20 protein-coding genes are annotated in these 19,913 nt (G+C 63.8%); 12 read left to right on the top strand and 8 right to left on the bottom strand.

Annotation, left to right across the window (positions count from 1 at the left end):
• Nucleotides 1-4 precede the first annotated feature (4 nt).
• The 10 genes from ybgC (at nt 5) to ftsH (ending at nt 9,476) form a co-directional block, all read left to right on the top strand.
• Nucleotides 5-448: a tol-pal system-associated acyl-CoA thioesterase gene (gene ybgC, locus G405_RS0104970; protein WP_022700403.1), complete on the top strand. Its 444-nt coding sequence runs from the start codon at nt 5-7 to the stop codon at nt 446-448.
• A gap of 167 nt (nt 449-615) precedes the next feature.
• Nucleotides 616-1,269, top strand: a complete 654-nt coding sequence (locus G405_RS0104965) for a MotA/TolQ/ExbB proton channel family protein (RefSeq protein ID WP_022700402.1) — start codon at nt 616-618, stop codon at nt 1,267-1,269.
• A 3-nt stretch (nt 1,270-1,272) separates the two neighbouring features.
• Complete coding sequence (locus G405_RS0104960) at nt 1,273-1,704, top strand: ExbD/TolR family protein (protein WP_022700401.1); 432 nt, start codon at nt 1,273-1,275, stop codon at nt 1,702-1,704.
• 12 nt (nt 1,705-1,716) lie between these two features.
• Nucleotides 1,717-2,538, top strand: a complete 822-nt coding sequence (locus tag G405_RS16920) for a hypothetical protein (RefSeq protein WP_051143333.1) — start codon at nt 1,717-1,719, stop codon at nt 2,536-2,538.
• A gap of 29 nt (nt 2,539-2,567) precedes the next feature.
• Nucleotides 2,568-3,914: a Tol-Pal system beta propeller repeat protein TolB gene (gene tolB, locus G405_RS0104950; protein WP_022700399.1), complete on the top strand. Its 1,347-nt coding sequence runs from the start codon at nt 2,568-2,570 to the stop codon at nt 3,912-3,914.
• 136 nt (nt 3,915-4,050) lie between these two features.
• A complete protein-coding gene (gene pal, locus G405_RS0104945; RefSeq protein ID WP_022700398.1) occupies nt 4,051-4,566 on the top strand; it encodes a peptidoglycan-associated lipoprotein Pal in 516 nt (171 codons plus the stop codon).
• Between the two features lie 78 nt (nt 4,567-4,644).
• Nucleotides 4,645-5,118 (top strand): hypothetical protein, encoded by a 474-nt coding sequence (locus tag G405_RS0104940; protein WP_022700397.1) that lies wholly within the window; start codon nt 4,645-4,647, stop codon nt 5,116-5,118.
• A gap of 76 nt (nt 5,119-5,194) precedes the next feature.
• A complete protein-coding gene (gene ybgF, locus G405_RS0104935) occupies nt 5,195-6,169 on the top strand; it encodes a tol-pal system protein YbgF (RefSeq protein WP_169447494.1) in 975 nt (324 codons plus the stop codon).
• Between the two features lie 8 nt (nt 6,170-6,177).
• Entirely contained in the window at nt 6,178-7,461 is a 1,284-nt protein-coding gene (gene tilS / locus G405_RS16375; protein WP_169447493.1) for a tRNA lysidine(34) synthetase TilS, read from the top strand.
• A 77-nt stretch (nt 7,462-7,538) separates the two neighbouring features.
• The gene (gene ftsH, locus G405_RS0104925) at nt 7,539-9,476 is read left to right on the top strand and encodes an ATP-dependent zinc metalloprotease FtsH (protein WP_407667928.1); all 1,938 of its coding nucleotides are present in this window, start codon (nt 7,539-7,541) and stop codon (nt 9,474-9,476) included.
• Nucleotides 9,477-9,534: 58 nt separating this feature from the next.
• On the opposite strand, the gene G405_RS0104920 is transcribed toward ftsH, so the two are convergent.
• The 5 genes from G405_RS0104920 to G405_RS0104900 form a co-directional block, all read right to left on the bottom strand.
• Complete coding sequence (locus tag G405_RS0104920; RefSeq protein WP_156861366.1) at nt 9,535-9,873, bottom strand: hypothetical protein; 339 nt, start codon at nt 9,871-9,873, stop codon at nt 9,535-9,537.
• A 21-nt stretch (nt 9,874-9,894) separates the two neighbouring features.
• The gene (locus tag G405_RS0104915) at nt 9,895-10,722 is read right to left on the bottom strand and encodes a hypothetical protein (protein ID WP_022700392.1); all 828 of its coding nucleotides are present in this window, start codon (nt 10,720-10,722) and stop codon (nt 9,895-9,897) included.
• 141 nt (nt 10,723-10,863) lie between these two features.
• A complete protein-coding gene (locus G405_RS0104910; RefSeq protein ID WP_022700391.1) occupies nt 10,864-11,970 on the bottom strand; it encodes a hypothetical protein in 1,107 nt (368 codons plus the stop codon).
• A gap of 42 nt (nt 11,971-12,012) precedes the next feature.
• Nucleotides 12,013-12,759: an AraC family transcriptional regulator gene (locus tag G405_RS16370; RefSeq protein WP_022700390.1), complete on the bottom strand. Its 747-nt coding sequence runs from the start codon at nt 12,757-12,759 to the stop codon at nt 12,013-12,015.
• Nucleotides 12,760-12,818: 59 nt separating this feature from the next.
• A complete protein-coding gene (locus tag G405_RS0104900) occupies nt 12,819-13,184 on the bottom strand; it encodes a tetratricopeptide repeat protein (RefSeq protein WP_040704932.1) in 366 nt (121 codons plus the stop codon).
• 89 nt (nt 13,185-13,273) lie between these two features.
• Between G405_RS0104900 and G405_RS0104895 the strand changes: the two genes are divergently transcribed.
• Both G405_RS0104895 and folP read left to right on the top strand, forming a co-directional pair.
• On the top strand, nt 13,274-14,206 hold the full coding sequence (locus tag G405_RS0104895; RefSeq protein ID WP_022700388.1) for a LysR family transcriptional regulator: 933 nt from the start codon (nt 13,274-13,276) through the stop codon (nt 14,204-14,206).
• Nucleotides 14,200-15,039, top strand: coding sequence for a dihydropteroate synthase (gene folP / locus G405_RS0104890; protein WP_022700387.1), 840 nt, complete (start codon nt 14,200-14,202; stop codon nt 15,037-15,039). The genes G405_RS0104895 and folP overlap by 7 nt, the downstream gene beginning before the upstream one ends.
• Here the strand turns inward: folP and G405_RS0104885 are convergent.
• From G405_RS0104885 to G405_RS0104875, 3 genes are all read right to left on the bottom strand, one after another.
• Entirely contained in the window at nt 15,036-15,656 is a 621-nt protein-coding gene (locus G405_RS0104885; protein WP_022700386.1) for an ankyrin repeat domain-containing protein, read from the bottom strand. The two genes, folP and G405_RS0104885, sit on opposite strands and share 4 nt — an antisense overlap.
• Nucleotides 15,657-15,716: 60 nt before the next feature.
• Nucleotides 15,717-17,666 (bottom strand): DEAD/DEAH box helicase, encoded by a 1,950-nt coding sequence (locus G405_RS0104880; RefSeq protein WP_022700385.1) that lies wholly within the window; start codon nt 17,664-17,666, stop codon nt 15,717-15,719.
• A 166-nt stretch (nt 17,667-17,832) separates the two neighbouring features.
• Nucleotides 17,833-19,629 (bottom strand): ABC transporter ATP-binding protein, encoded by a 1,797-nt coding sequence (locus G405_RS0104875; protein WP_022700384.1) that lies wholly within the window; start codon nt 19,627-19,629, stop codon nt 17,833-17,835.
• Between the last annotated feature and the right edge of the window lie 284 nt (nt 19,630-19,913).

Genomic DNA, 19,913 nt, shown 5'->3' with positions numbered 1-19,913 from the left:
CACCATGAGCCAACCCCATGCCGGCGTCTGGCTGGATGACAAGACGCACCATTTGCCTGTCCGGGTCTATTACGAGGACACCGATTTCACCGGTGTCGTCTATTACGCCAACTATCTCAAATTCCTGGAGCGAGGACGGACCGACGCGCTGCGCTGCGCGGGCGTCAGCCATGCCGAGATTCTGAAACTTGATCCGCCGCTCGGCTTTGCGGTGCGCAAGATTCAGGTCGAGTATCTCAAGCCCGCCCGCATTGATGACGCCCTGACCATCGAGACACGGTTCAAGACCGTCAAAGGCGCGCGTCTGGTCATCAGCCAGCGTGTCGTGTGCGCCGCCGAGGTGCTGGTCACGGCGGATGTGGAAGCCGCCTGCATTGATCTCCAGGGACGACCAAGGCGCTTGCCCAAGACCATGCTCGATCAGGTGCAGCGCTACGTAACCGGCTAGAATCCTCCCTGAATTCGCCTCAATCTGCGTCTTTTCTCAGCCTGTCACACTGACGAAGCCGAGTTCGGCTTGGCGTGACGCGTGCGTGCGGTTACACCTGCAGCCCGAGGGCGTTTCATTATGACGCATCCGTTTCGCCGGATGCGCGAGGGTCTAGCGGAGTTTCCATGGAAAGCGTTGCAGTTGAGCTGACGGGTCCGGCCACTGAACTGACCATCATGCATTTGTTCATGCGCGCCGACATCGTGGTGAAAGCGGTGATGGCGATCCTGGCGTTCATGTCGATCTGGTCTTGGGCCATCGCCATCGAGAAATGGCTGCAACTCAATAATGCCCATGCTGGCGCATCGCGCTTTGAAAACGATTTCTGGTCTGGCGGGTCGCTGGACGAGCTGGTCGCCAAATACGCCAAGCCCGCCAAGGAGCCGTTCGGCCGGGTGCTCGCTGCGTCCATGCGCGACTGGGACGGCTATGCGGTCGCCAAGAGCGGTGGCGCCGAAGCCAATCGCGAACTGAGCAAGATGGAAAGCGGGCTGGGCGTTCTGGCCATTATCGGCTCCGCGGCGCCCTTTATCGGTCTGTTCGGCACGGTGTGGGGCATCATGAACGCCTTCCGCTCGATCGCCGCGTCCGAGAACACCTCGCTGGCGGTCGTGGCGCCGGGCATTTCCGAAGCCCTGTTCGCCACCGCGCTGGGTCTGCTGGCTGCGATCCCGGCCGTGATCTTCTTTAACGCCCTGTCGTCAAACCTCTCCAAATACGCCTCCCGCCTTGAAGGTCTCGTGGATGATCTGGCGGCGCTGGCGAGCCGGGGGAGCTGATTGATGGCTGGCGGACTCGACACCGGCGGCGGCAATGGACGTCGCCGCTTCAAGCCCAACGCCGAGATCAATGTCACGCCCTTTGTGGATGTGATGCTGGTGCTGCTGATCGTGTTCATGATCTCCGCCCCGCTTCTGACCGTGGGGGTCGAGGTGGATCTGCCGGACACCGAAGCGCGCGCCATGACCACGTCGGAAGAGCCCTTGACCCTGACCATCCAGTCAGACGGCACGCTCTATCTGATGGAGACAGAAGTGGCGTTTGACGAGCTGGCGCCGCGCCTTCAGGCGATCACGGGAGCCGGGTCTGAAGCGCGCATCTATATCCGCGCCGACGATGGCGCGCCCTATGGCGACGTCATGCGCGTGATGGCCCGGGTGTCAGCCTCTGGCTACACCAATATCGGGCTCGTCACCGAACCGATCCGGGAATAGGGAGGCCGGGCCATGCGTCAGGCCCTGGGGTTCATCCTGTCCCTGTGCGTTCATGCGGGACTGGTCGCGAGCGCGCTGATCGCGTTTCCGCAATCGCGTCGCCTGACCGAAGAGCTGATGGTGGTTCCGGTGGAGCTGGTGACGCTGGCGCAGGAGACGAATGTGCGCGCGGCGCGTCCCGAGCCAGAGCCTGAACCCGAGATCGAGCCGGAAACGCCCGCGCCTCAACCCGCGCCGGAGCCTGAGCCTGCCCAGCCTGAAGCCGAGCCGGAAATCATTCCGCCAGCGCCTCAGGATGAACCGGAGCCGGAGCCGGAACCCGAACCAACCCCGACAGAACCCGAACCTGAGCCCGAGCCCGAGCCCGAGCCGACACCGAGACCGCGCGAGCCTGAGCCGCAACAGCCGTCCCTGGATCTGGGCGCATTGTCCCAGCTGGTGGACCGGTCGCGTGAGAACGCCGCGCCGCAAGGTCCCGCAGAAACTGGCGAGACGCGCAATCAGGTGGGGCCGGGCACGGCGATGACCGCCAGCCTGTCGGCGATGGCGGCGTCTCATATCAGCAGCTGCATCCGGTCAAACGCGGATGCGCCCGCCAATATGGACCTTCGCGTAGCCATGGAAATCAGACTGGAGCGCAATGGTCGCCTGTCGGTTCCGCCGCGCCTGATTGACGAAGCGCGTATCATGAATTCGCCCAATTCCTTCCTGAGAGTTGCGGGCGAGAAAGCTATACGTGGCGCGATCCGGTGCCAGCCCTATCCTCTGCCTCCCGAACACTACGCCCAATGGCGCGTGCTTCGGGTCAATGTCGACACGCAACGCAATCGCTGACCCCAGTCGTTCGAACCCGGGAGCTTCCCATGACCGCCCTGCGCCAATTCTTCGCCTCGATCTTTGCGCTGATCGTGATGGCCGCATCGGCTTTTGGACAAACACCCCTGGTGGTGGATGTGACCGAAGGCACGCTCGACCCGACCCCGATCGCCATTCCTGATTTTCTGGGCGAGGAAACCCGCGAAGCCGAGATTGGCGCCGACATTTCCCGCGTGATCACGAATAATCTTCAGACTTCAGGGCTGTTCGCCCCGGTCGAGCCCGAAGCGTTCATTGAAGACATCACCGACATCAATCTTCGCCCCCGCTTTGGCGACTGGCGGGTGATCAATGCGTCGGCCTTGTTGGTCGGCGAGGTCAGCATTGACGAGAATGACCGCATGCTGGTGGCGTTCCGGCTGTGGGACGCCAACACCGAGCAGCAGATGCAAGGGCTTCAGTTTGTGACGTCGCCGGACAATTGGCGCCGGATCGCGCACAAGGTGTCTGACGCCGTCTATCAGCGCATGACCGGCGAAAGCGGGTATTTCGACACCCGCATCGTTTATGTGTCCGAAGGCTATGGCCCCAATGACGAGCCCATTCGCCGCCTGGCGGTGATGGATCAGGACGGCGCGAACCCGTCCTTCCTGACCGACCGCTCCTATATGGCGCTGTTGCCGAACTATTCGCCGAGCGCCCAGCAGATCACCTATGTGTCGTTCCGCGACGGCCGGGCGACCAGCTATCTCTATGATCTTGAGACCGGGCGTCAGGAAGCGCTGTTTGATTCAGGTCCCTCGCTCGCCAGCGAAGGGCAGTCCCTGTCCGCCCGGTTCCATCCCGAGGGCCGCGCGCTGGTGGTCTCCGCCGAGCGCCATAGCGGGCATGACCTGTTCCGTTTTGATCTGCGCTCGCGCACCTTGCGCCAGCTGACCACGCACCCGGCCGATGATGTGGAGCCGTCCTATGCGCCGGATGGCGAGCGGATCGTGTTTTCCTCCTCGCGCGGCGGACAATCTCAACTCTATGTGATGAACGCGGACGGGACCGACCCGCAACGCATCACGTTTGGCGAAGGTCGCTATACGACTCCGGTCTGGAGCCCGCGCGGCGATCTGATCGCTTTCACGAAACAGCGCAATGGCCAGTTCATGCTGGGCGTTGTGGCTGCGGACGGCTCGGGCGAAGAGCGAATTCTCTATGAAGGCTACTTCGTGGATACGCCCGCCTGGTCGCCCAATGGCCGCGTCCTGTTGTTCACACGGGGCGACAGAACACGCGAGGGAACAACGTACTCGATCTGGAGCACTGACCTTGCGGGCTTCAACCTGCGTCGCCTGCCGACGCAGGGCCAAGCGAGCGACCCGGCCTGGTCGCCCTTGATCGACTGAGCTTTGCTCGGCTAAGGTCTTAACCGAGGTGCGCGTTTTGGGGTTTTTTTGGGGTGTGAAGCGCGCCAATTCTGATAGCATCCACACCGATTTGCCTATGCGGATCGCCATAGGCTTGGAGAGGGACGACACCAATATGAAACGCCTGTCAATTCTTGCCGCCCTGGCGCTCAGCGCCACGCTGGCCGCCTGTGCTTCCCAGCCGGAGCCGGTGGCGCCGATGCCTGAGCCTGAGCCGCAGCCGGTCTATGAGCCTGCGCCTGAGCCGGCTGGTCCGACCCCGGGTTCGGTTGAAGACTTTGAAGTGAATGCGGGCGACCGCGTTTTCTTCGCGCTGGATCAGAGCACGCTGTCCAGCGAAGCCCGCGCGACCCTGCGCCGTCAGGCCGCCTGGCTGGCGTCCTATCCGGGAGCTCGCATTCTGGTCGCCGGCAATTGCGACGAACGCGGCACCCGCGAATACAACCTCGCCCTGGGCGCTCGCCGCGCCAATGCGGCCCGCGACTTCCTGGTGAGCCAGGGCGTCGACCCGTCGCGCATCTCCACCGTGTCCTACGGTAAAGAGCGCCCGGTCTGCCGCCAGTCCAATGAAAGCTGCTGGGCGACCAACCGGAACGCCATGACCATGATCCAGTCGGGCGCCGTGTCTTAAGACCGGACCTGAAAAGGATTGATCGAAACGCCCGCAAGGTTCATCCTTGCGGGCGTTTCTGCTTGAGGGGGCAGCCTTATGATTATCAGAGCTTTCGTTGGACTTGTCGTTGCGCCGGTGGCCGCTGTCGCCGCGCTGTACGGTCTCTCCATGGTGATGGAGCCGTCACCGGGCGTGTATGGCGCGCCTGAGACTGAGCCGGTCGCCACTGAAGAACCGGTTTCCGAACCCCATGAAGAACCGATGGGCGAGCCGCCGATCGCTCTGCCCTATGACGAGGGCGGCGCTGCGGCGTTTCTCGCGGATGTCTTTGAAGGGACGGAGGCCTACTGGCTGTGGGGCGTGGACAGTCGCGCCGATCTTGCGAATTTTTCCGAGCAAGTGGCGCTGCCCGGCTCCGGCGGTGACGCGTCCTGCACGCCCAGCCATGTCCAGCTTCAATGCACGCTGCAGCGCGCAGACGGGTATGGCTATACGTTCGGGCTTCAGCAATCGGCGGATGGCGGCTGGTTCTTGGTGAACGATGAAGTCCGTCTGCTGGACAATTCCTGACTTCGCCTTGATTTCGCCGTTTGCTCGACGACACTAGCGCTCATAGCCCTGAGCCGCTTCACAGGACATGTGCGCCATGATTCGTTCGCTTTTCTCCGCCCTGTCAGCGCTTTTGCTGATGACCGCCCTGATCACCGTTCCAGCCGAGGCGCAATCGCGTCGGGAGCTTGCGGCGCGCCTGGATGCGGTGGAGGCGCGATTGGCGGAGGTCGAGGCGAGGGCGCTGCAAGGCGATCCTGTCGCGGAAACTCTGATGATGCGCGTTGACGATCTGGAGCGTCAGCAGCGGGTTCAGACGGGCGAGATCGAACGTCTGAACTTTGAAAACCGCCGCATGCGTCAGGAACTCGAACAGCTGGGCGTCAATGTGGACCGGCTGCTGTCAGGCGGCGGAGCCTATGGCGCGGCAGGGGATGAAACGGGCGCGACGGGGGATCCTTTGTCCCTGGGCGGGCCGTCAGACCTGTTGTCCTCTGACGAAATTGATTCAAGCGATCCTTACGCTGAAGCCCGCGCGTCCACCGTGCAGCCCTTGCGCGCGCCGACCCCTGGCCAAAACGCGCAAGCGCCACGCGGGTCTGGGAGTGAAAACCTGTCTCAGAGCGCGGCTTTGCCCCAGCTGAACGCAGACATCAGCGAACTGGACGCTCCGCCCGAAGTCGTGATGGACGCCGACACCTTGTACCAGACCGCAAACGCCCGCCTTCTGGACGGCGATTTTGGCGGCGCGCGAGAATTGCTGCGCGAGTTCACCCAGGCCTATCCTGAAGACGCCAAAGTCGGCCAGGCCTGGTACTGGCTGGGCGAAACCCATTTCATCAACGGCGACTTCCAGGATGCGGCGGACGCCTACATCGCGTCCTTGCAGGCGGATCGTCAGGGCGCGCGCGCGCCGGACGCTCTGGTGCGTCTGGGGGCGTCTCTCGCGGCGTTGGGCGAGACCAGTCGCGCGTGTCAGGTGCTGGCCACCTTCCCGTCCGAATTCCCGCGCGCCGGCGAGGACGCCCGCCGCAAGGCGCAACGCGAAACCGCCCGGATCGGCTGCCGATAGGGGGCGTGGTGTCTGAGGCGCTGGCGCTCGGGTATTCAGGCGGCGGAGATTCAACCGCTCTGCTGCATGCGTTATGCGCCTGTCACCCTGATCAGACCGTGCATGCCTTGATCGTCGACCATCAACTGCGCCCTGAAAGTGCAGAAGAAGCGGCGGACAATGCCGACTACGCCCGGTCTCTGGGCGCTGAGCCTCATATCTTGCGCTGGACGGCGCCCAGAAAAAGCCAGGCCGCCGCGCGTCAGGCGCGACACACGCTGCTGGCGGGCGCGTGTGAGGGGCTTGGCGTCAGTCTGCTGTGTCTGGGGCATACCCTGGATGACCGGGTCGAGACCTTGCGCATGCGGGCCAAGCGTGAGGGGGCGTGGCGCACGCTGACGGGCATGACAGCGCTCGACGCCTCTCCAGTCTGGCCTGAAGGGCGGGGCGTGACAGTGGCGCGCCCCTTTCTGGAGCTGAGACGCGCGCAATTGCGCGACTATCTCAAACGCCTTGACGCGCGCTGGATCGAGGATCCCTCAAACGAGGACGCTCAGTATGAGCGCGTGCAGCTGCGCCAGAAGGCGTACCCGCCCGGCGGCCCGGCCGAACATGGGTTGTTGAGCCTGTCAGACCAGAGCGTGGACGCGGAGCGCTTGCTGCGCGGCGCCGCCTGGCGCCTGGTCGAACGGGCTGTGAGCTGGACAGCCTGGGGCGGGGCGCGACTGAATGCGGACATGTTCTCGCTGGCGGCCAAACCCATGGCGCTGCGGGCGATGGAAGCAGTGATGCTGGCGGTGTCCGGCGAGGCGCGGACGCCCGCTCCTGATGGGGTGGCGGCTTGCCTGAAGGCGCTCGAGGCGCAAGAGGCGCATACGCAATCGGGCGTGTTGCTGACCGCAGACGGCGTGATGGGCCGGGACCCCGGTGCGGTGCTGGGCCGGGCGGATGGCGGCGCAGAGCCTGCGGTGCTGGAGCTGCAAGCGGGTGAAACCGGCCTGTTTGACGGCCGGTTCGAAGTGCGCGCAGAGACGGCCTGTCAGGTCGCAGCTCTCGGCGACAGGGCGACGCCGGAGGGCGTTTCCCTCTCGGATGTGCCGCCAGCGCTTCGCCAATCCTTAACTGTCATCTCATGTATTTCAGACCCGGAAGTGGTCGAGCTGCCGGGCTTGGCCCTATCTGAGACAGACAATTGGTCGCTGCTTTGCATGACACGCTTGCGGCGCTGGCTGCTTCCTTGCGAAGCGCCGACATGGTTTGATGGGGATAAATATGCGTCGCATATCCGCGCCGCACTGGCGAAACCGGTCTGACGCCCCAATATCAGACATAACATTTTGACGACGGCCTCAGATGCGCGCCCGGCTTGATGGCGGCGCGGACAAGGACACTGACGATGAATATGCGCAATATCCTGGTTTGGGCGATCTTGCTGGTGCTGCTTCTGGCGCTGTTCAACATGCTCCAGGGGCCGAGCCAATCGACGCCCTCCAACGAGATCAACTATTCCCAGTTCATGAATCAGGTCGAGAGCGGGCAGGTCAGCTCCGTCACCATTCAGGGCGACACGATCACGGGTCAGACAACGGGCGGCGCCACCTTCCGCACCACCATTCCGGCAGACGCCAATGTCACGGCGGCGCTGCGGTCTGCGGATGTGGACATCACCGCCCAGCAGCCCAGTGAAGGCGGCATCAGCCCGCTGGGCATTCTGATCAACTGGTTCCCGATGCTGCTGCTGATCGGCGTGTGGATCTTCTTCATGCGTCAGATGCAGGGCGGCGGTCGCGGCGCGATGGGCTTTGGCAAATCCAAGGCGAAGCTGCTGACCGAGAAGACAGGCCGCGTCACCTTTGACGATGTGGCCGGCATCGATGAAGCCAAGGAAGAGCTTGAGGAGATCGTCGAGTTCCTCAAGGACCCGTCGAAGTTTCAGCGCCTGGGCGGTAAAATTCCCAAGGGCGCCTTGCTGATCGGCCCTCCGGGCACGGGTAAAACGCTCACCGCGCGCGCTGTCGCCGGTGAGGCGGGCGTGCCCTTCTTCACCATTTCGGGTTCTGATTTTGTGGAAATGTTCGTCGGCGTGGGCGCATCTCGTGTGCGCGACATGTTCGAACAGGCCAAGAAGAACGCGCCCTGCATCATCTTCATCGACGAGATCGACGCGGTGGGCCGCTCCCGCGGCGCCGGTCTGGGCGGCGGCAATGACGAGCGCGAACAGACCCTCAACCAGCTTCTGGTGGAGATGGACGGGTTTGAAGCCAATGAAGGCATCATCCTGATCGCAGCGACGAACCGTCCGGATGTTCTGGACCCGGCTCTGCTGCGTCCTGGCCGTTTCGACCGTCAGGTCATGGTGCCGAACCCGGACATCACAGGCCGTGAGAAAATCCTCAAAGTGCATATGCGTGATGTGCCTCTGGCGGATGATGTTGACCCAAAAGTCATCGCACGCGGCACGCCGGGCTTCTCGGGCGCGGATCTCGCGAACCTTGTGAACGAAGCGGCGCTGCTGGCCGCACGCCGCAACAAGCGCGTCGTCTCCATGGCGGAATTCGAAGACGCCAAGGACAAGGTGATGATGGGCCCCGAGCGCCGGACCATGGTCATGACCGAGAAGGAGCGCACGCTCACCGCCTATCACGAATCCGGTCACGCCATCGTGGCGCTGAACGTGCCGGCGGCCGATCCCGTCCACAAGGCGACGATCATCCCGCGCGGTCGCGCGCTGGGCATGGTCATGCAGCTGCCCGAGGGCGACAAGCTGTCGATGACCCATCAGGAGATGACGTCGCGTCTCGCCATCATGATGGGCGGGCGTGTGGCTGAAGAGCTGAAATTCGGCAAGGAGAACGTCACCTCCGGCGCCGCCAGCGACATCAAGCAGGCCACCCGTCTGGCTCGCGCCATGGTCACCCAATGGGGCTTCTCTGAAGAGATCGGTCCGGTGGATTATGGCGAAGACCAGGGTGAGGTTTTCCTCGGTCAGCAATTGGTTCAGTCCTCCTCGATCTCGGCGGAAACCGCCGCCAAGATTGAAAAAGAGGTCAAAGGTCTGGTTGAGGGCGGTCTGAAAGAGGCCCGCCGCATCCTGACCGAAAAGAATGATGACTGGGTGGCTCTGTCCGAAGGGCTTCTTGAATACGAAACCCTGTCCGGTGATGAGATTGTTGAGCTCCTGAAGGGCAATAAGCCTCATCGCGACACTGAAGTGCCGCCCAAGGCTGACGGTGGGTCGCCGCCGTCCGGCGCCGTGCCGGTCATCGAAGATGACGAGGATGAAGCGCCGAACACGGGCGGGCTTGAGCCCAAGCCTGGCGGCGCCTGACAGGCCCCTCAGTCCAGACGATCGAACGGCCGCTCCAGCAGGAGCGGCCGTTTGTCATTCAGTGCGCCTCGGTGAGCATTTTGATCAGATGATCAAGCGTGGTCGGATCCAGAAAGGTCCGTCCGCTTTCCAGCGCCATCGCCTCGATCGTGCAGTCAGCGTCTTTGAACCAGTGTGTTCCCGCGCCCTCCTGACGCAAGACCTGTCCTTTGACGCAGAGCCAATGCAGGGCGGGACTATCTTGCTCGATACGGATGCCGCGATAGCCGAGCCTTGTGGGCGGGGTCCATTCCGGGCCGGGGGGCAATCCTTCAAGGGCTTCGAGCAAACGGGTTTCAAGCTCGCCCGTCACAAGCCATTCAGGATCACGTCGGCCGGAATATATTTGAAGGATCACACGAAGGGTCATTGAACCGGCCTAGCTGATCACCACGCCGGAATTGGTGATCATGTAACTGCAGAACTGCGTGTAGTGACCGCGGTCACAGGTCGCGGGGTCTGTGATCTGGGCGCCGGCATTGTCAGTGTTGATCACAGGGGTTGAGCCGGGTTTGTGCGACCAGCAGCCGTTCGTGTCCTGACGGTACCAGTGAAAATCAGTGTCCGGCCAGATGACCAACGCCACGTACCAGCCTGGCGTCTCGTCTGAAAAATTGGCCGAGGCGACGAGCCCGTCCGAGACGGCGCTGGGCTGAACCCCGCCGCAGCTCATACCCGCAATGGGCGTTCCTGAGGCGCGACCGGGCTGGGCGAAGGTGTTGGTGGCTTGGTTGTTGGCGTAATTATAGCAATTATTGTTCGCTAACCGCACAGCATTGTTGTTCCACCAATCAGGATCATAGGCGGGCGCGTTCTGGCCTTTGCAGTCCGGACAATCCACTTGCGGCAGGGCGGTGAGCAAGGGAATTTCATGCGCGTTTGAGAGGGCGGATTGCACGGAAGCGCTTAGCTCCAGACGCTTGAGCGCCAGCGCGATCAGTTCTTGCTCAAGCTCGGGCGCGCCCATGAGGGTCAGGCCGTGCGCGCTCGCGGCGCCGAGAGCGTCCTGGCTCATCGCGTCCATGTCTGATCCGGGCTCAACAGGCAGGAGCGTGAACCCTTGATATCCGAGCCCGCGGCTGGCGTTCGGGCTGGCGGGACCGGCTTCGAGCGCCCGTTTGAACAGGGATATCGCTTCTGTCTCTGACAGAGTGAAGCGCGGGTTGGGGCGGCCGGAGAAGATGTTCAATTGCACGGACAGGCTCATGGGATCCTCCCTTGATGAAGAGCGCCACAAGTATGCCCGAGGGTAAAATACAACCTATGAGTTTGTTCGGCGACACTGTCGCTCCACACATATCAGCCCTGCACGCTTGCGCATGCAGGGCTGATGGAGAAGGAGGTGCGATCAGTGCGCGATGCGGACGCCGTCCGCGTCTTCTAGCGCAGCGGTGACGCCCCAGCCGCCAAAGGTCTCAGACACCGCAAAGGTCAGGGTGTTTTCGCCGTCACGCAGGTTCAGCGGCACGGCCACATGCCGGGTGATGGTGCCCAGATAGCGATAGTCGCGGCTGCGCCAGTTGTTATTGCCGACAAACAGACGCTCGCCATTCAAGAACACCTGCACCCGGTCAGAATAACCAAAGCGGACCAGCGCGGTGCGGGGGCCGTCCGCGACAATCGTGGTCTCAGCAAAGACCGTGTCGCCTTCGGAATGGCGGGTGACGCTCGCCAGATTGGCGATCTCGTTATAAGCCGCGTCAAGCGCGGTCCAGCGATTGCGAGAGGCGTGCAGGCTTTCAAAGCTCTGCTCGGCCAGTTGGGCTTCGCTGAATGGCGCGGAAACGCGCCAGGTGCGCACGAGGTTCGCCGTAGGCTCCATCATGCTGCGTTCGGAGACGCCAATGATCTCAGGGTTCCTCTGAGGCGTGACCTGGACATTGCGCACATAGCCGGACGCCACGCCATTGGGCGCCAATTGCCAGAAGCCGACCCAGCCCGCGCCGTCTTCGCGCTGCAGGTCGGGAATGTGATGGATCCGCTGGCCGTCCATGAAGATGTCGGCCTGATCCTCGGCGACGACCACGCGCACATCCATCCAGCGGTTCAGGCCATGATTGACCTGGCTGATGGCGTCCGGATCGGAAAAGATCTGCCAGCCTGTCACAGCGTCATAAGCAGGGGTGTACTGAACCGAATCCGGCATGTTGTTGAGATGGTGCCGGAAATAGAACTTCTCCCAATCACCCACGCCCTGGCCGCGCCACAGAACGCCGGTATGGCCCGGAGAGCCGCTGATCGCCATCTCGAACGTGATCTCGCCGGTTTCAAACCGGGATCTGTCAATCCAGATCACGCCGTCGCGAAAATGCAGGGCGTCACGACCGAGAAACTCCGACCGTTCGGCCAGTTCAGCCTCGATGCGCCAGCTCAGGCCCTCAAATTCAAGCGTTTGCTGCGCCAGGGCGGGGGCGCTCATCGCCGTGCACAAGGCGGCGGTCATCAACAGTTTCATCACGGGGCTCCTGCCAGAAAGAACGATGGCTGGAGGCTGGCCCTAAAGTGCCGGTTCGGTCTTGAAGATTTCGGACTCCACGGACCTTTCCGCATGAAGCGCGGTCGGCGTCAGTCCGGTCAGGGATTTGAGTGACCGGCTGAGATGGGCTTGATCGCTATAGCCGCTGGCGATCGCAATGTCGGCCCAGTCCGGATGGTCGGAGCGATCGGCGCGTTCGATGGCCGCCAGGGCGCGGATCTGAGCGGAAAGGGCTTTGGGTCCGACGCCCAGACGTCCGCTCATGCAGCGATGAAGATGGCGTTCGCTCACCCCGGCGCGCGCTGCGAGGACATTGGCGCGGACACGGCCTTTCGTGGCGCGGACCAGCCGGGCCGCCCAGATCGCCAGCCGGTCTTGTTGACGCGGCGGATGCACAGGCAGGCGTTCCAGACGTGGGAAGTCGCTTTGCGGAAGAATGGCGTCGGTCAGCTCGTCAGGACGCACGCCCAGCTGACATAGGGCGTGCTCGGGCAGGATAAACGCGCCTTCCAGCACGGAGCCAGGCGGGGGCGCGTAAAGCCGAGGGGTTCGTATGGGGCCAAAAACCCAGTGCGCCTGGCTCAGCACTTCGCCAGACGGCGCATACAGGCTTTCGGTCACAAGGCTCAGCCGGCTTTCGGGGAGAACCCGGTGGGGCGCTGGCGGCTTCTGAAACCCGGCGTCATACCGCCACATATTCAGAGTGCGCCCGGCGGGAGACCGCGCTTCGCTATAGGGGCCCAGCTGAGTGATGAATTGCGCCGTCATAGGTTACCGGTTACCGGACAGACCCTGACGGCGCAAATCGCATTCCTGTGATCAGGTGATTAGTTGCCTGCGCCTGCGGACGGTGCGCCGGCCATGCGGGTTTGCACCGCAGACAGGTTGGACGCCAGCACGGTGTTGTTCGGCGCCAGGGCCAAAGCGGTTTCACACGCCTGAGCCGCTTCGGCGGTCTGGCCCAGCTGATGCAGGGCGATGCAGGCGTTGGCATGGGCGGCGATGCGCACGCTGGTGCGCGAGCCGCCGTCCAGCGCGGCGCGGCTGAAGTGCAGCGCGGTGTTCCAGTCGCCCTGATTGAGGGCGCGGACGGAGCCGCGAATATCGGAATCGGCCACACGGACCGGGGTGAAATCCTGGACCGGCGCGCCGGTCAGTTGCAGGGCGAGAATTGCAGTTGCAAACACGGACATATAAGCCTCCATTCAGTGATGGAACGAGTATGACGCGCCGCAGCATATGTGCAATTGACTGAAACTGCATAATTGGTATTCATAGTTGAATGGATAACTGGTCAGACTATTATCTCGCCCTCTCTGTTTTTGAAGCGGGGAGCCATGCCGCCGCCGGCCGTGTGCTGGGGCTCAGTCAACCCACGGTCAGTCGCCGGATGCGGGCGCTGGAAACCCATCTGGGCGGCGCCTTGTTCGAGCGCCGTGGCGATCTTCTGACGCCGACAGCGCTTGGCCGGTCGGTTCTTGATCACGCGCGCAACATGCAAGACGAGGCCGCCGCGATCGAGCGCGCGGCGCGCAGCGGCAATGAGCGGATCGAGGGGCGTGTCACCGTGGCGGCCAGCGACGGCGTGGGCGCGGACTGGCTGCCGGGCGCGCTGACGCCCTTGCTCCAAGCGCACCCGGACCTGTCGGTCGAGCTCAAGATCGGGTTCGAACCGGCCAATCTGGCGGGCGGCGACGCCGACATCGCCCTGCGTTGGGGCCAACCCGGGCCGCAGCACAGCCTGCTCGCCCGCCGCGCGGCGGAGGTGGGCAGCGGCATGTACGCCTCTGAGTGCTATCTCGAACGTCATGGCGCGCCGCAAACGCTTGATGACGTCGCCGATCACGTCGCGGTGGGCTGGGCGGCGCCGATCGCCTTTCAATGGCCGCGGACGCCCATTGGCGACGAGCTCAAACCCCGGCGGGACGTCATGATCGCGACCCATCCCAGCGCCCATCTGGAGGGGCTGCGCAATGGTCTGGGGCTTGGGGTGACCTCGCACCGTCTGGCGCGGGTCAGTCCCGGGCTTGTGCGCATCCTGCCCGATTTCGAGGTCTTGCTGGATTTGTGGCTGGTCGCCCACGGCGCCGTGCGCCGGTCCCGCGCGCAAGCCACGGTGCTCGATCATATCGCCGAAGCCCTGCGCGCGGATCGGGACCATTTCCGCAATGGCGAGCCGTCGCGCTATTCCAAGGCGTCGAGCCGTCCATGCTAGCCTTCCCGATCCGTCCGCACAGCGATGGTCGTCCGCAGGTCATGGGCATCGTCAACGTGACGCCGGACAGCTTTTCAGATGGCGGTCGTCACGCCAGCACGCAGGCGGCGCGCGATCACGGGCTGGCCTTGCTGGATGCCGGCGCGGATTGTCTGGATGTTGGCGGCGAGAGCACCCGTCCGGGCGCCGAACCCGTGTCTGAAAGCGAAGAACTGGACCGCGTCGCGCCAGTGATCGAGGCGATCCTTGAGGAACGCCCGGACACGCCGATCTCGATTGATACGATGAAGCCGGGCGTGGCGCGCGCCGCCGTGCATGCGGGCGCGAGCCTGTGGAATGACGTCAACGCCCTGCGCGCGGATACGGCGCCGGAAACCGCCATGGAGCTGGGGGTGCCGGTGTGCCTGATGCATATGCAGGGCGAACCGCGCACCATGCAGGCCGCGCCGCACTATGACGATGTGGTCAACGACGTGGCGCGCTATCTGGGCCAGCGCGCTGGAGTTTTGCTCGCCACCGGCTTTGACCGCGATCTGATCGTGCTCGATCCCGGCATCGGCTTTGGCAAATCGCTGGAGCATAATCTCCAGCTCATGGCCTCGCTCGAGCATTTCGTCTCGCTGGGCCTGCCGGTTCTGTTCGGCGCCTCGCGCAAACGCTTCATCCAGGCGATTGATCACACGGCGGAAGATGCAATGGATCGGCTGGGCGGCTCGCTCGCTGTCGCCCTGCACGCCGCACGGGCCGGTTGCGCCATTGTGCGGGTCCATGATGTGCGCGAGACGGTTCAGGCCCTCAAGGTGCAGGCGGCGGTTCTGAACGCCGGGGCCTAAGCCCAGCCCAAAGCCAGACGCAGGGCCTTGTCGCCCATGATCTGTTCGCTGTGCCGCCAGTCCGCGTCTGGCTGCAGGCCCGCTTCAACCAGCAGAGCGGCGCAGGCGATGTGCTCATCACGGGCGCCGCGGGGCGGCTCCAGCCAGCCTTGCACGGCCCATCCCAGCGGCGTGGCGCTGTACTGGGCGTCGCGCAGATAGATATAGACGCCATGATCCATCAGGCGTTTGACGAGATCAGCCATGCCCATGATCGCGGCCCAGTGCAGGGCGGTGGCGCCGAACAGGCCGCGCGGATCGGGATTGGCGCCCTTGTCGAGCAGGCGATGGGCGATGGAGGGGCAGGACAGGCTGATGGCGCTGATCAGCAGAGTGTCGCCATTACCCGGATGAACAGCATCCAGATCCGCGCCCGCCGAGATCAAGGCGTTGGCGAAGGCCAACCCTTGCGGTTCGGTCAGACGGCCGTCAAATACCCGATCACAAATGGCATGAAGCGGGTGAGGCGTCTGATCGCCATCCTTGACCGGTGCGTTGGTCAAATGCGGCAAGCGCCCGAGCAAATGGCTCAGGGCGATTGCGTCTTGGGTTTCAAGGCATTCAATCAGGCTCGACATGAATCAAGCCTGCCGCACGGCGGCAGGCTTGTCCTGTCCATAGCGTGACCGCTTGGTAAGCTAGCTGTCAGTTTTGCGCTTGATGCGCTTCAGCGGGCGATCGCCGCCCTCAGCTTTCTTGAACGCCGGCTTGGCGCCGGGGCCTTTCTTGAAGCCGCCGGGTTTGGCCGCATAGGGCTTGTCGCCATCGCGTTTCTTGAATGGCGGCTTGCCTTTCGGCGCCCAGTCGCGCTTGGGGCGGGTGTCTTCAGCAGAGCCGCCGAAGAAATCATCGTCATCATGACGCTTGGCGGCGCGTTCGTTCTTGCCAGGACGCGGCGCGCGCTTGGGCTTGCTCCGGTCACGATCGCCGCCGCGCGGACCCTTGTTGAAGTCCGGCGCCGCGGTTTCAAACGGTTCGTCGCCCGCCAGTGAGACCCGCACATTCTTGTCGGTTTCTCGCGGCTGGTTCATCGCCTGCTTGAAGCCTTCGATCTTGTCTTCGGCGATCTGGAAGCGGGTCGCAGAATCGCCAATCTTGATGGCGCCGATATCATTGCCCGCGACGCCGCCAACACGGCAGATCAGCGGCAAAAGCCAACGCGGTTCGGCGCGCTGCTTGCGGCCCAGATCAATCTCGAACCACTGGCCGTCGTCAAAGTCTTCGCGGCCACGGCGCGGACCCCGATCGGCGCGCTCTTCGCGCGGACGATCCGCTGGCGTTCCGGACAGCTCTTCCGGGGCCGGCATGCGGCGTTCAAGCTCGGCCAGGAAGCCGGCGGCCAGTTTTTCAGCGCCAAACTGTTCGATCAGGGCGCGGATCTCCTCGATCCGATCTTCATCCACATCATTGGCCAGCGCCGGATGTTCGGCCAGGCGTTCGCGGTCCTTCTCGCGGACATCGTCCGCGTCCGGCGCGTCCACCCATTGCGCTTCAACCTTGGCGTCGCGCAGCAGGCGGATGATCCGGCCCTTGCGGGAGCTGGCGACCACGAACACGCTGGTGCCTTTGGAACCCGCACGACCGGTTCGGCCAGAGCGGTGCAGAAGGCTTTCCGCATTGGTCGGCGGCTCGGCGTGAACCACCAGGTCAAGACCCGGCAGGTCGATGCCGCGCGCGGCCACATCGGTGGCGACGCAGACATTCGCCCGACCGTCGCGCAGCGCTTGCAGCGCCTTGGTGCGTTCGGCCTGGGTCAGCTCGCCCGACAGCGCCACAGCATGGAAGCCACGATTGTGCAGCTTGGCGGCGAGACGGTTCACTTCATCGCGGCGGGCGCAAAACACCAGAGCGCGCGGCGCCGCATGATAGCGCAGCACGTTGATCACGGCGTTCTCGCGGTCGTGACCGGACACGGTGTGCGCCACATAGCTGATGTCGGCGTGCTGGCCGGTGGCGCTGAGCTTGGAGATGCGCAGGGCGTCGCGCTGATAGGTCTCGGCGATGCGGGCGATCTCTTTGGAGACCGTGGCCGAGAACAACAGGGTGCGGCGCTCTTCGGGCGCAGAGCCGAGGATGAATTCAAGGTCCTCGCGAAAGCCGAAATCGAGCATTTCGTCCGCTTCATCCAGCGCGATGGCGCGGATATTGGACAGGTCCAGCGCCTTGCGCTCGATATGGTCGCGCAGTCGGCCCGGCGTGCCCACGACGATATGGGCGCCGCGATCGAGAACCCGGCGCTCGGTGCGGGCGTCAAGACCGCCCACGGCGCTGGCGAGACGAGCGCCGGCGTTAGCGTACAGCCAGTCGAGTTCGCGCTGAACCTGCAGGGCAAGCTCGCGGGTCGGGGCGATGATCAGCGCCAGCGGCGCGCCCGCTTGCGGCAGGCGGTCTTCGCCGGCCAGCAGGGTCTCGGCCATGGCCAGACCAAAGGCGACGGTCTTGCCCGAGCCGGTCTGGGCGGAGACCAGAAGGTCGCGGCCTACAGCCTCGTCGGTCAGAACCGCGGACTGGACTTCGGTCAGGGCGTCATAGCCCTTCGTCTCCAGCGCTGAGACCAGCGCTGAAGGAATGGTGGTGGGGAACTTCATATGTACCTCGCAAAGGACGTGCGCCTCACAATCCCTTGCTTGAGGCCAGCCCTGAAAACCTGATCGCGCGGAGTGCCCCAGCGCGACTGAGCGGCGGCTGATAGCAGGCCTCGCACCGAAAAGATACGAAAAACCTGCATCAGCCCCGAAATGGCCTTGATTGGGCCTAGCCCTCCGCCAGCGCTGCGAGGCGCGCATAAACGCCTTCACCCTGGGCGGCCAGCTCGTCATGCGTGCCCTGTTCGACGACCCGTCCCTTGTCAAAAACCAGGATGCGGTCCGCATCCCGAATGGTCGACAGCCGGTGCGCGATCACAATGGCGGTCTTGCCTTGGGTCACATCCGCCATGGCCTCTTGAACGTCGCGTTCGGTCTCGTTGTCCAGCGCGCTGGTGGCCTCGTCAAAGATCAGGATCGGCGCATCCGCCAGCACGGCGCGCGCGATGGCGATGCGCTGGCGTTCGCCGCCTGACAGCTTCACCCCGCGCTCGCCCACCAGTGTGTCATAGCCTTTGGGCAAGGTGACGATGAAGTCATGGGCGCGGGCGCGTTTCGCGGCGTCCACGATTTGCTCATCGGTGGCCTCCGGGCAGGCATAGGCGATGTTCTCCGCAATGGTGCGGTGAAACAGGGCCGGGTCCTGGGGCACCAGCGCGATGGAGCGGCGCAGGCTCGACTGGGTGACAGTCCGTACGTCCTGGCCGTCAATGACGATGGCGCCGGCATCCACATCGTGAAAGCGCTGGACCAGCTTGACGAAAGTGGACTTGCCCGAGCCGGTCGGACCGACCAGCGCCACCCGCTCGCCCGCCGGAATGGTCAGGGAGAAGTCTTCGTAAAGCGGCGTGTCCTGTCCCTGATAGGTGAAGCGCACATCCTTGAAGACCACTTCGCCGCGTCCGGGTTTGAAATCGGGCGCGCCGGGCAGATCTGCGATCTGGGCGTCGGTCCGGGCGAAGGCGGCGAGGTCCTGGATCTCGTCCAGACCGCGCTGGACGTTCTGCACTTCCTCGCCGAACCGGCGCATATAGCCCGCCATCATCAAGAAGGCGGTGATGCCGAACACCACGTCGCCCGCGGTCGCCTCGCCTTGCGTCCACAGCTGCAGCAACAGGCCCGCGAGGCCCGCTTGCAGCATGATGACGGCGGTCATCTGGATCAGCCAGGCGTTGGTGAAGCGAAGCCAGGTCTTTTTCGCTGCAGCGCGCCAGCCCCAGGCCAGGGTGTGAAACCGGCTGTCTTCACGCGCTTCCGCGCCGAAGCTTTTGACCGTGGCGACGCCGGAGATCACGTCCGCGATCGCGCCGCCGAGCTCTGAATCCTTGGCGTTCGAGATGACGTTCTGCGGGCGGATGTAATAGGTGGAGACGAGCACCGTCAGCACGATGAAGGTGAAGGTCACCGCCAGTGCATACAGCCCTACGATCGGCCAGTGCAGCAACATGTACACGCCCAGCGCCACCATCACGCCGATCGACGGGATCATCGAGAACCACAGCGTGGCGGTGATGGTGTCATACGCCCACATGCCGCGGGTGATCTTGCGCACCACCGCGCCGGCGAAGGCGTTCGCATGCCAGTCCGCGCTGAAGCGCTGGACCTTGGCGAAGGCCTCAGACGTCATGTCCGCCATGTTGGCGCTGGAGAACGGGATCTCGCAGCGAACCATGATCTGCCGGGCGGCGTTCACCAGAATGGCGAGTCCCACAAACACGATCAGCGCGGTCCAGTGGCTGTCGCCTGACGGGTCAGCGTTGGCGCCGCTGATGGAATCAATCAGCTGGCCGGCGGCCACGGGAATAAAGACGTCCGCCAAAGTGGCGAGCGCCGAGAACCCTACCACCAGGCTGAACAGCCAGGGACGGCGCGCCCATTGCCGGGCGACAAAACGGAGCACGTCAAAATTGGACAACACCCGCGCGCTGGGGGTGTTGTCGTCTTCAAAATCGTTGAAATCGGTCATCTCGGTCCTGCGTACGTGCGGGGCGTCATCAGCCGGATTCCGGCGACGGGCGACACGCATGATCTGTAAGGCTGCGGTACAGGCGAGGGATTTAGCGTTCGGGCCAGACGCGATGCGCGCCGTGGTCCACATTTGCTGCGACGCTCACCGCCTGGATTTCACCAGGCCGCCGCTGCTCTCAAGATCGTGGCACGGATCCGAATACTCCTTCTGGACAGAAAAGCCTGTCAGGTAAGCGGGTCTTAAATCAGCCCTGGACCGGAGACCAGAGTGAAGTTGGGCGT

The sequence above is a fragment of the Oceanicaulis alexandrii DSM 11625 genome (genome assembly GCF_000420265.1).
Classification (GTDB): Bacteria; Pseudomonadota; Alphaproteobacteria; order Caulobacterales; family Maricaulaceae; genus Oceanicaulis; species Oceanicaulis alexandrii.
This window is presented reverse-complemented; position numbering and strand designations above follow the sequence as displayed.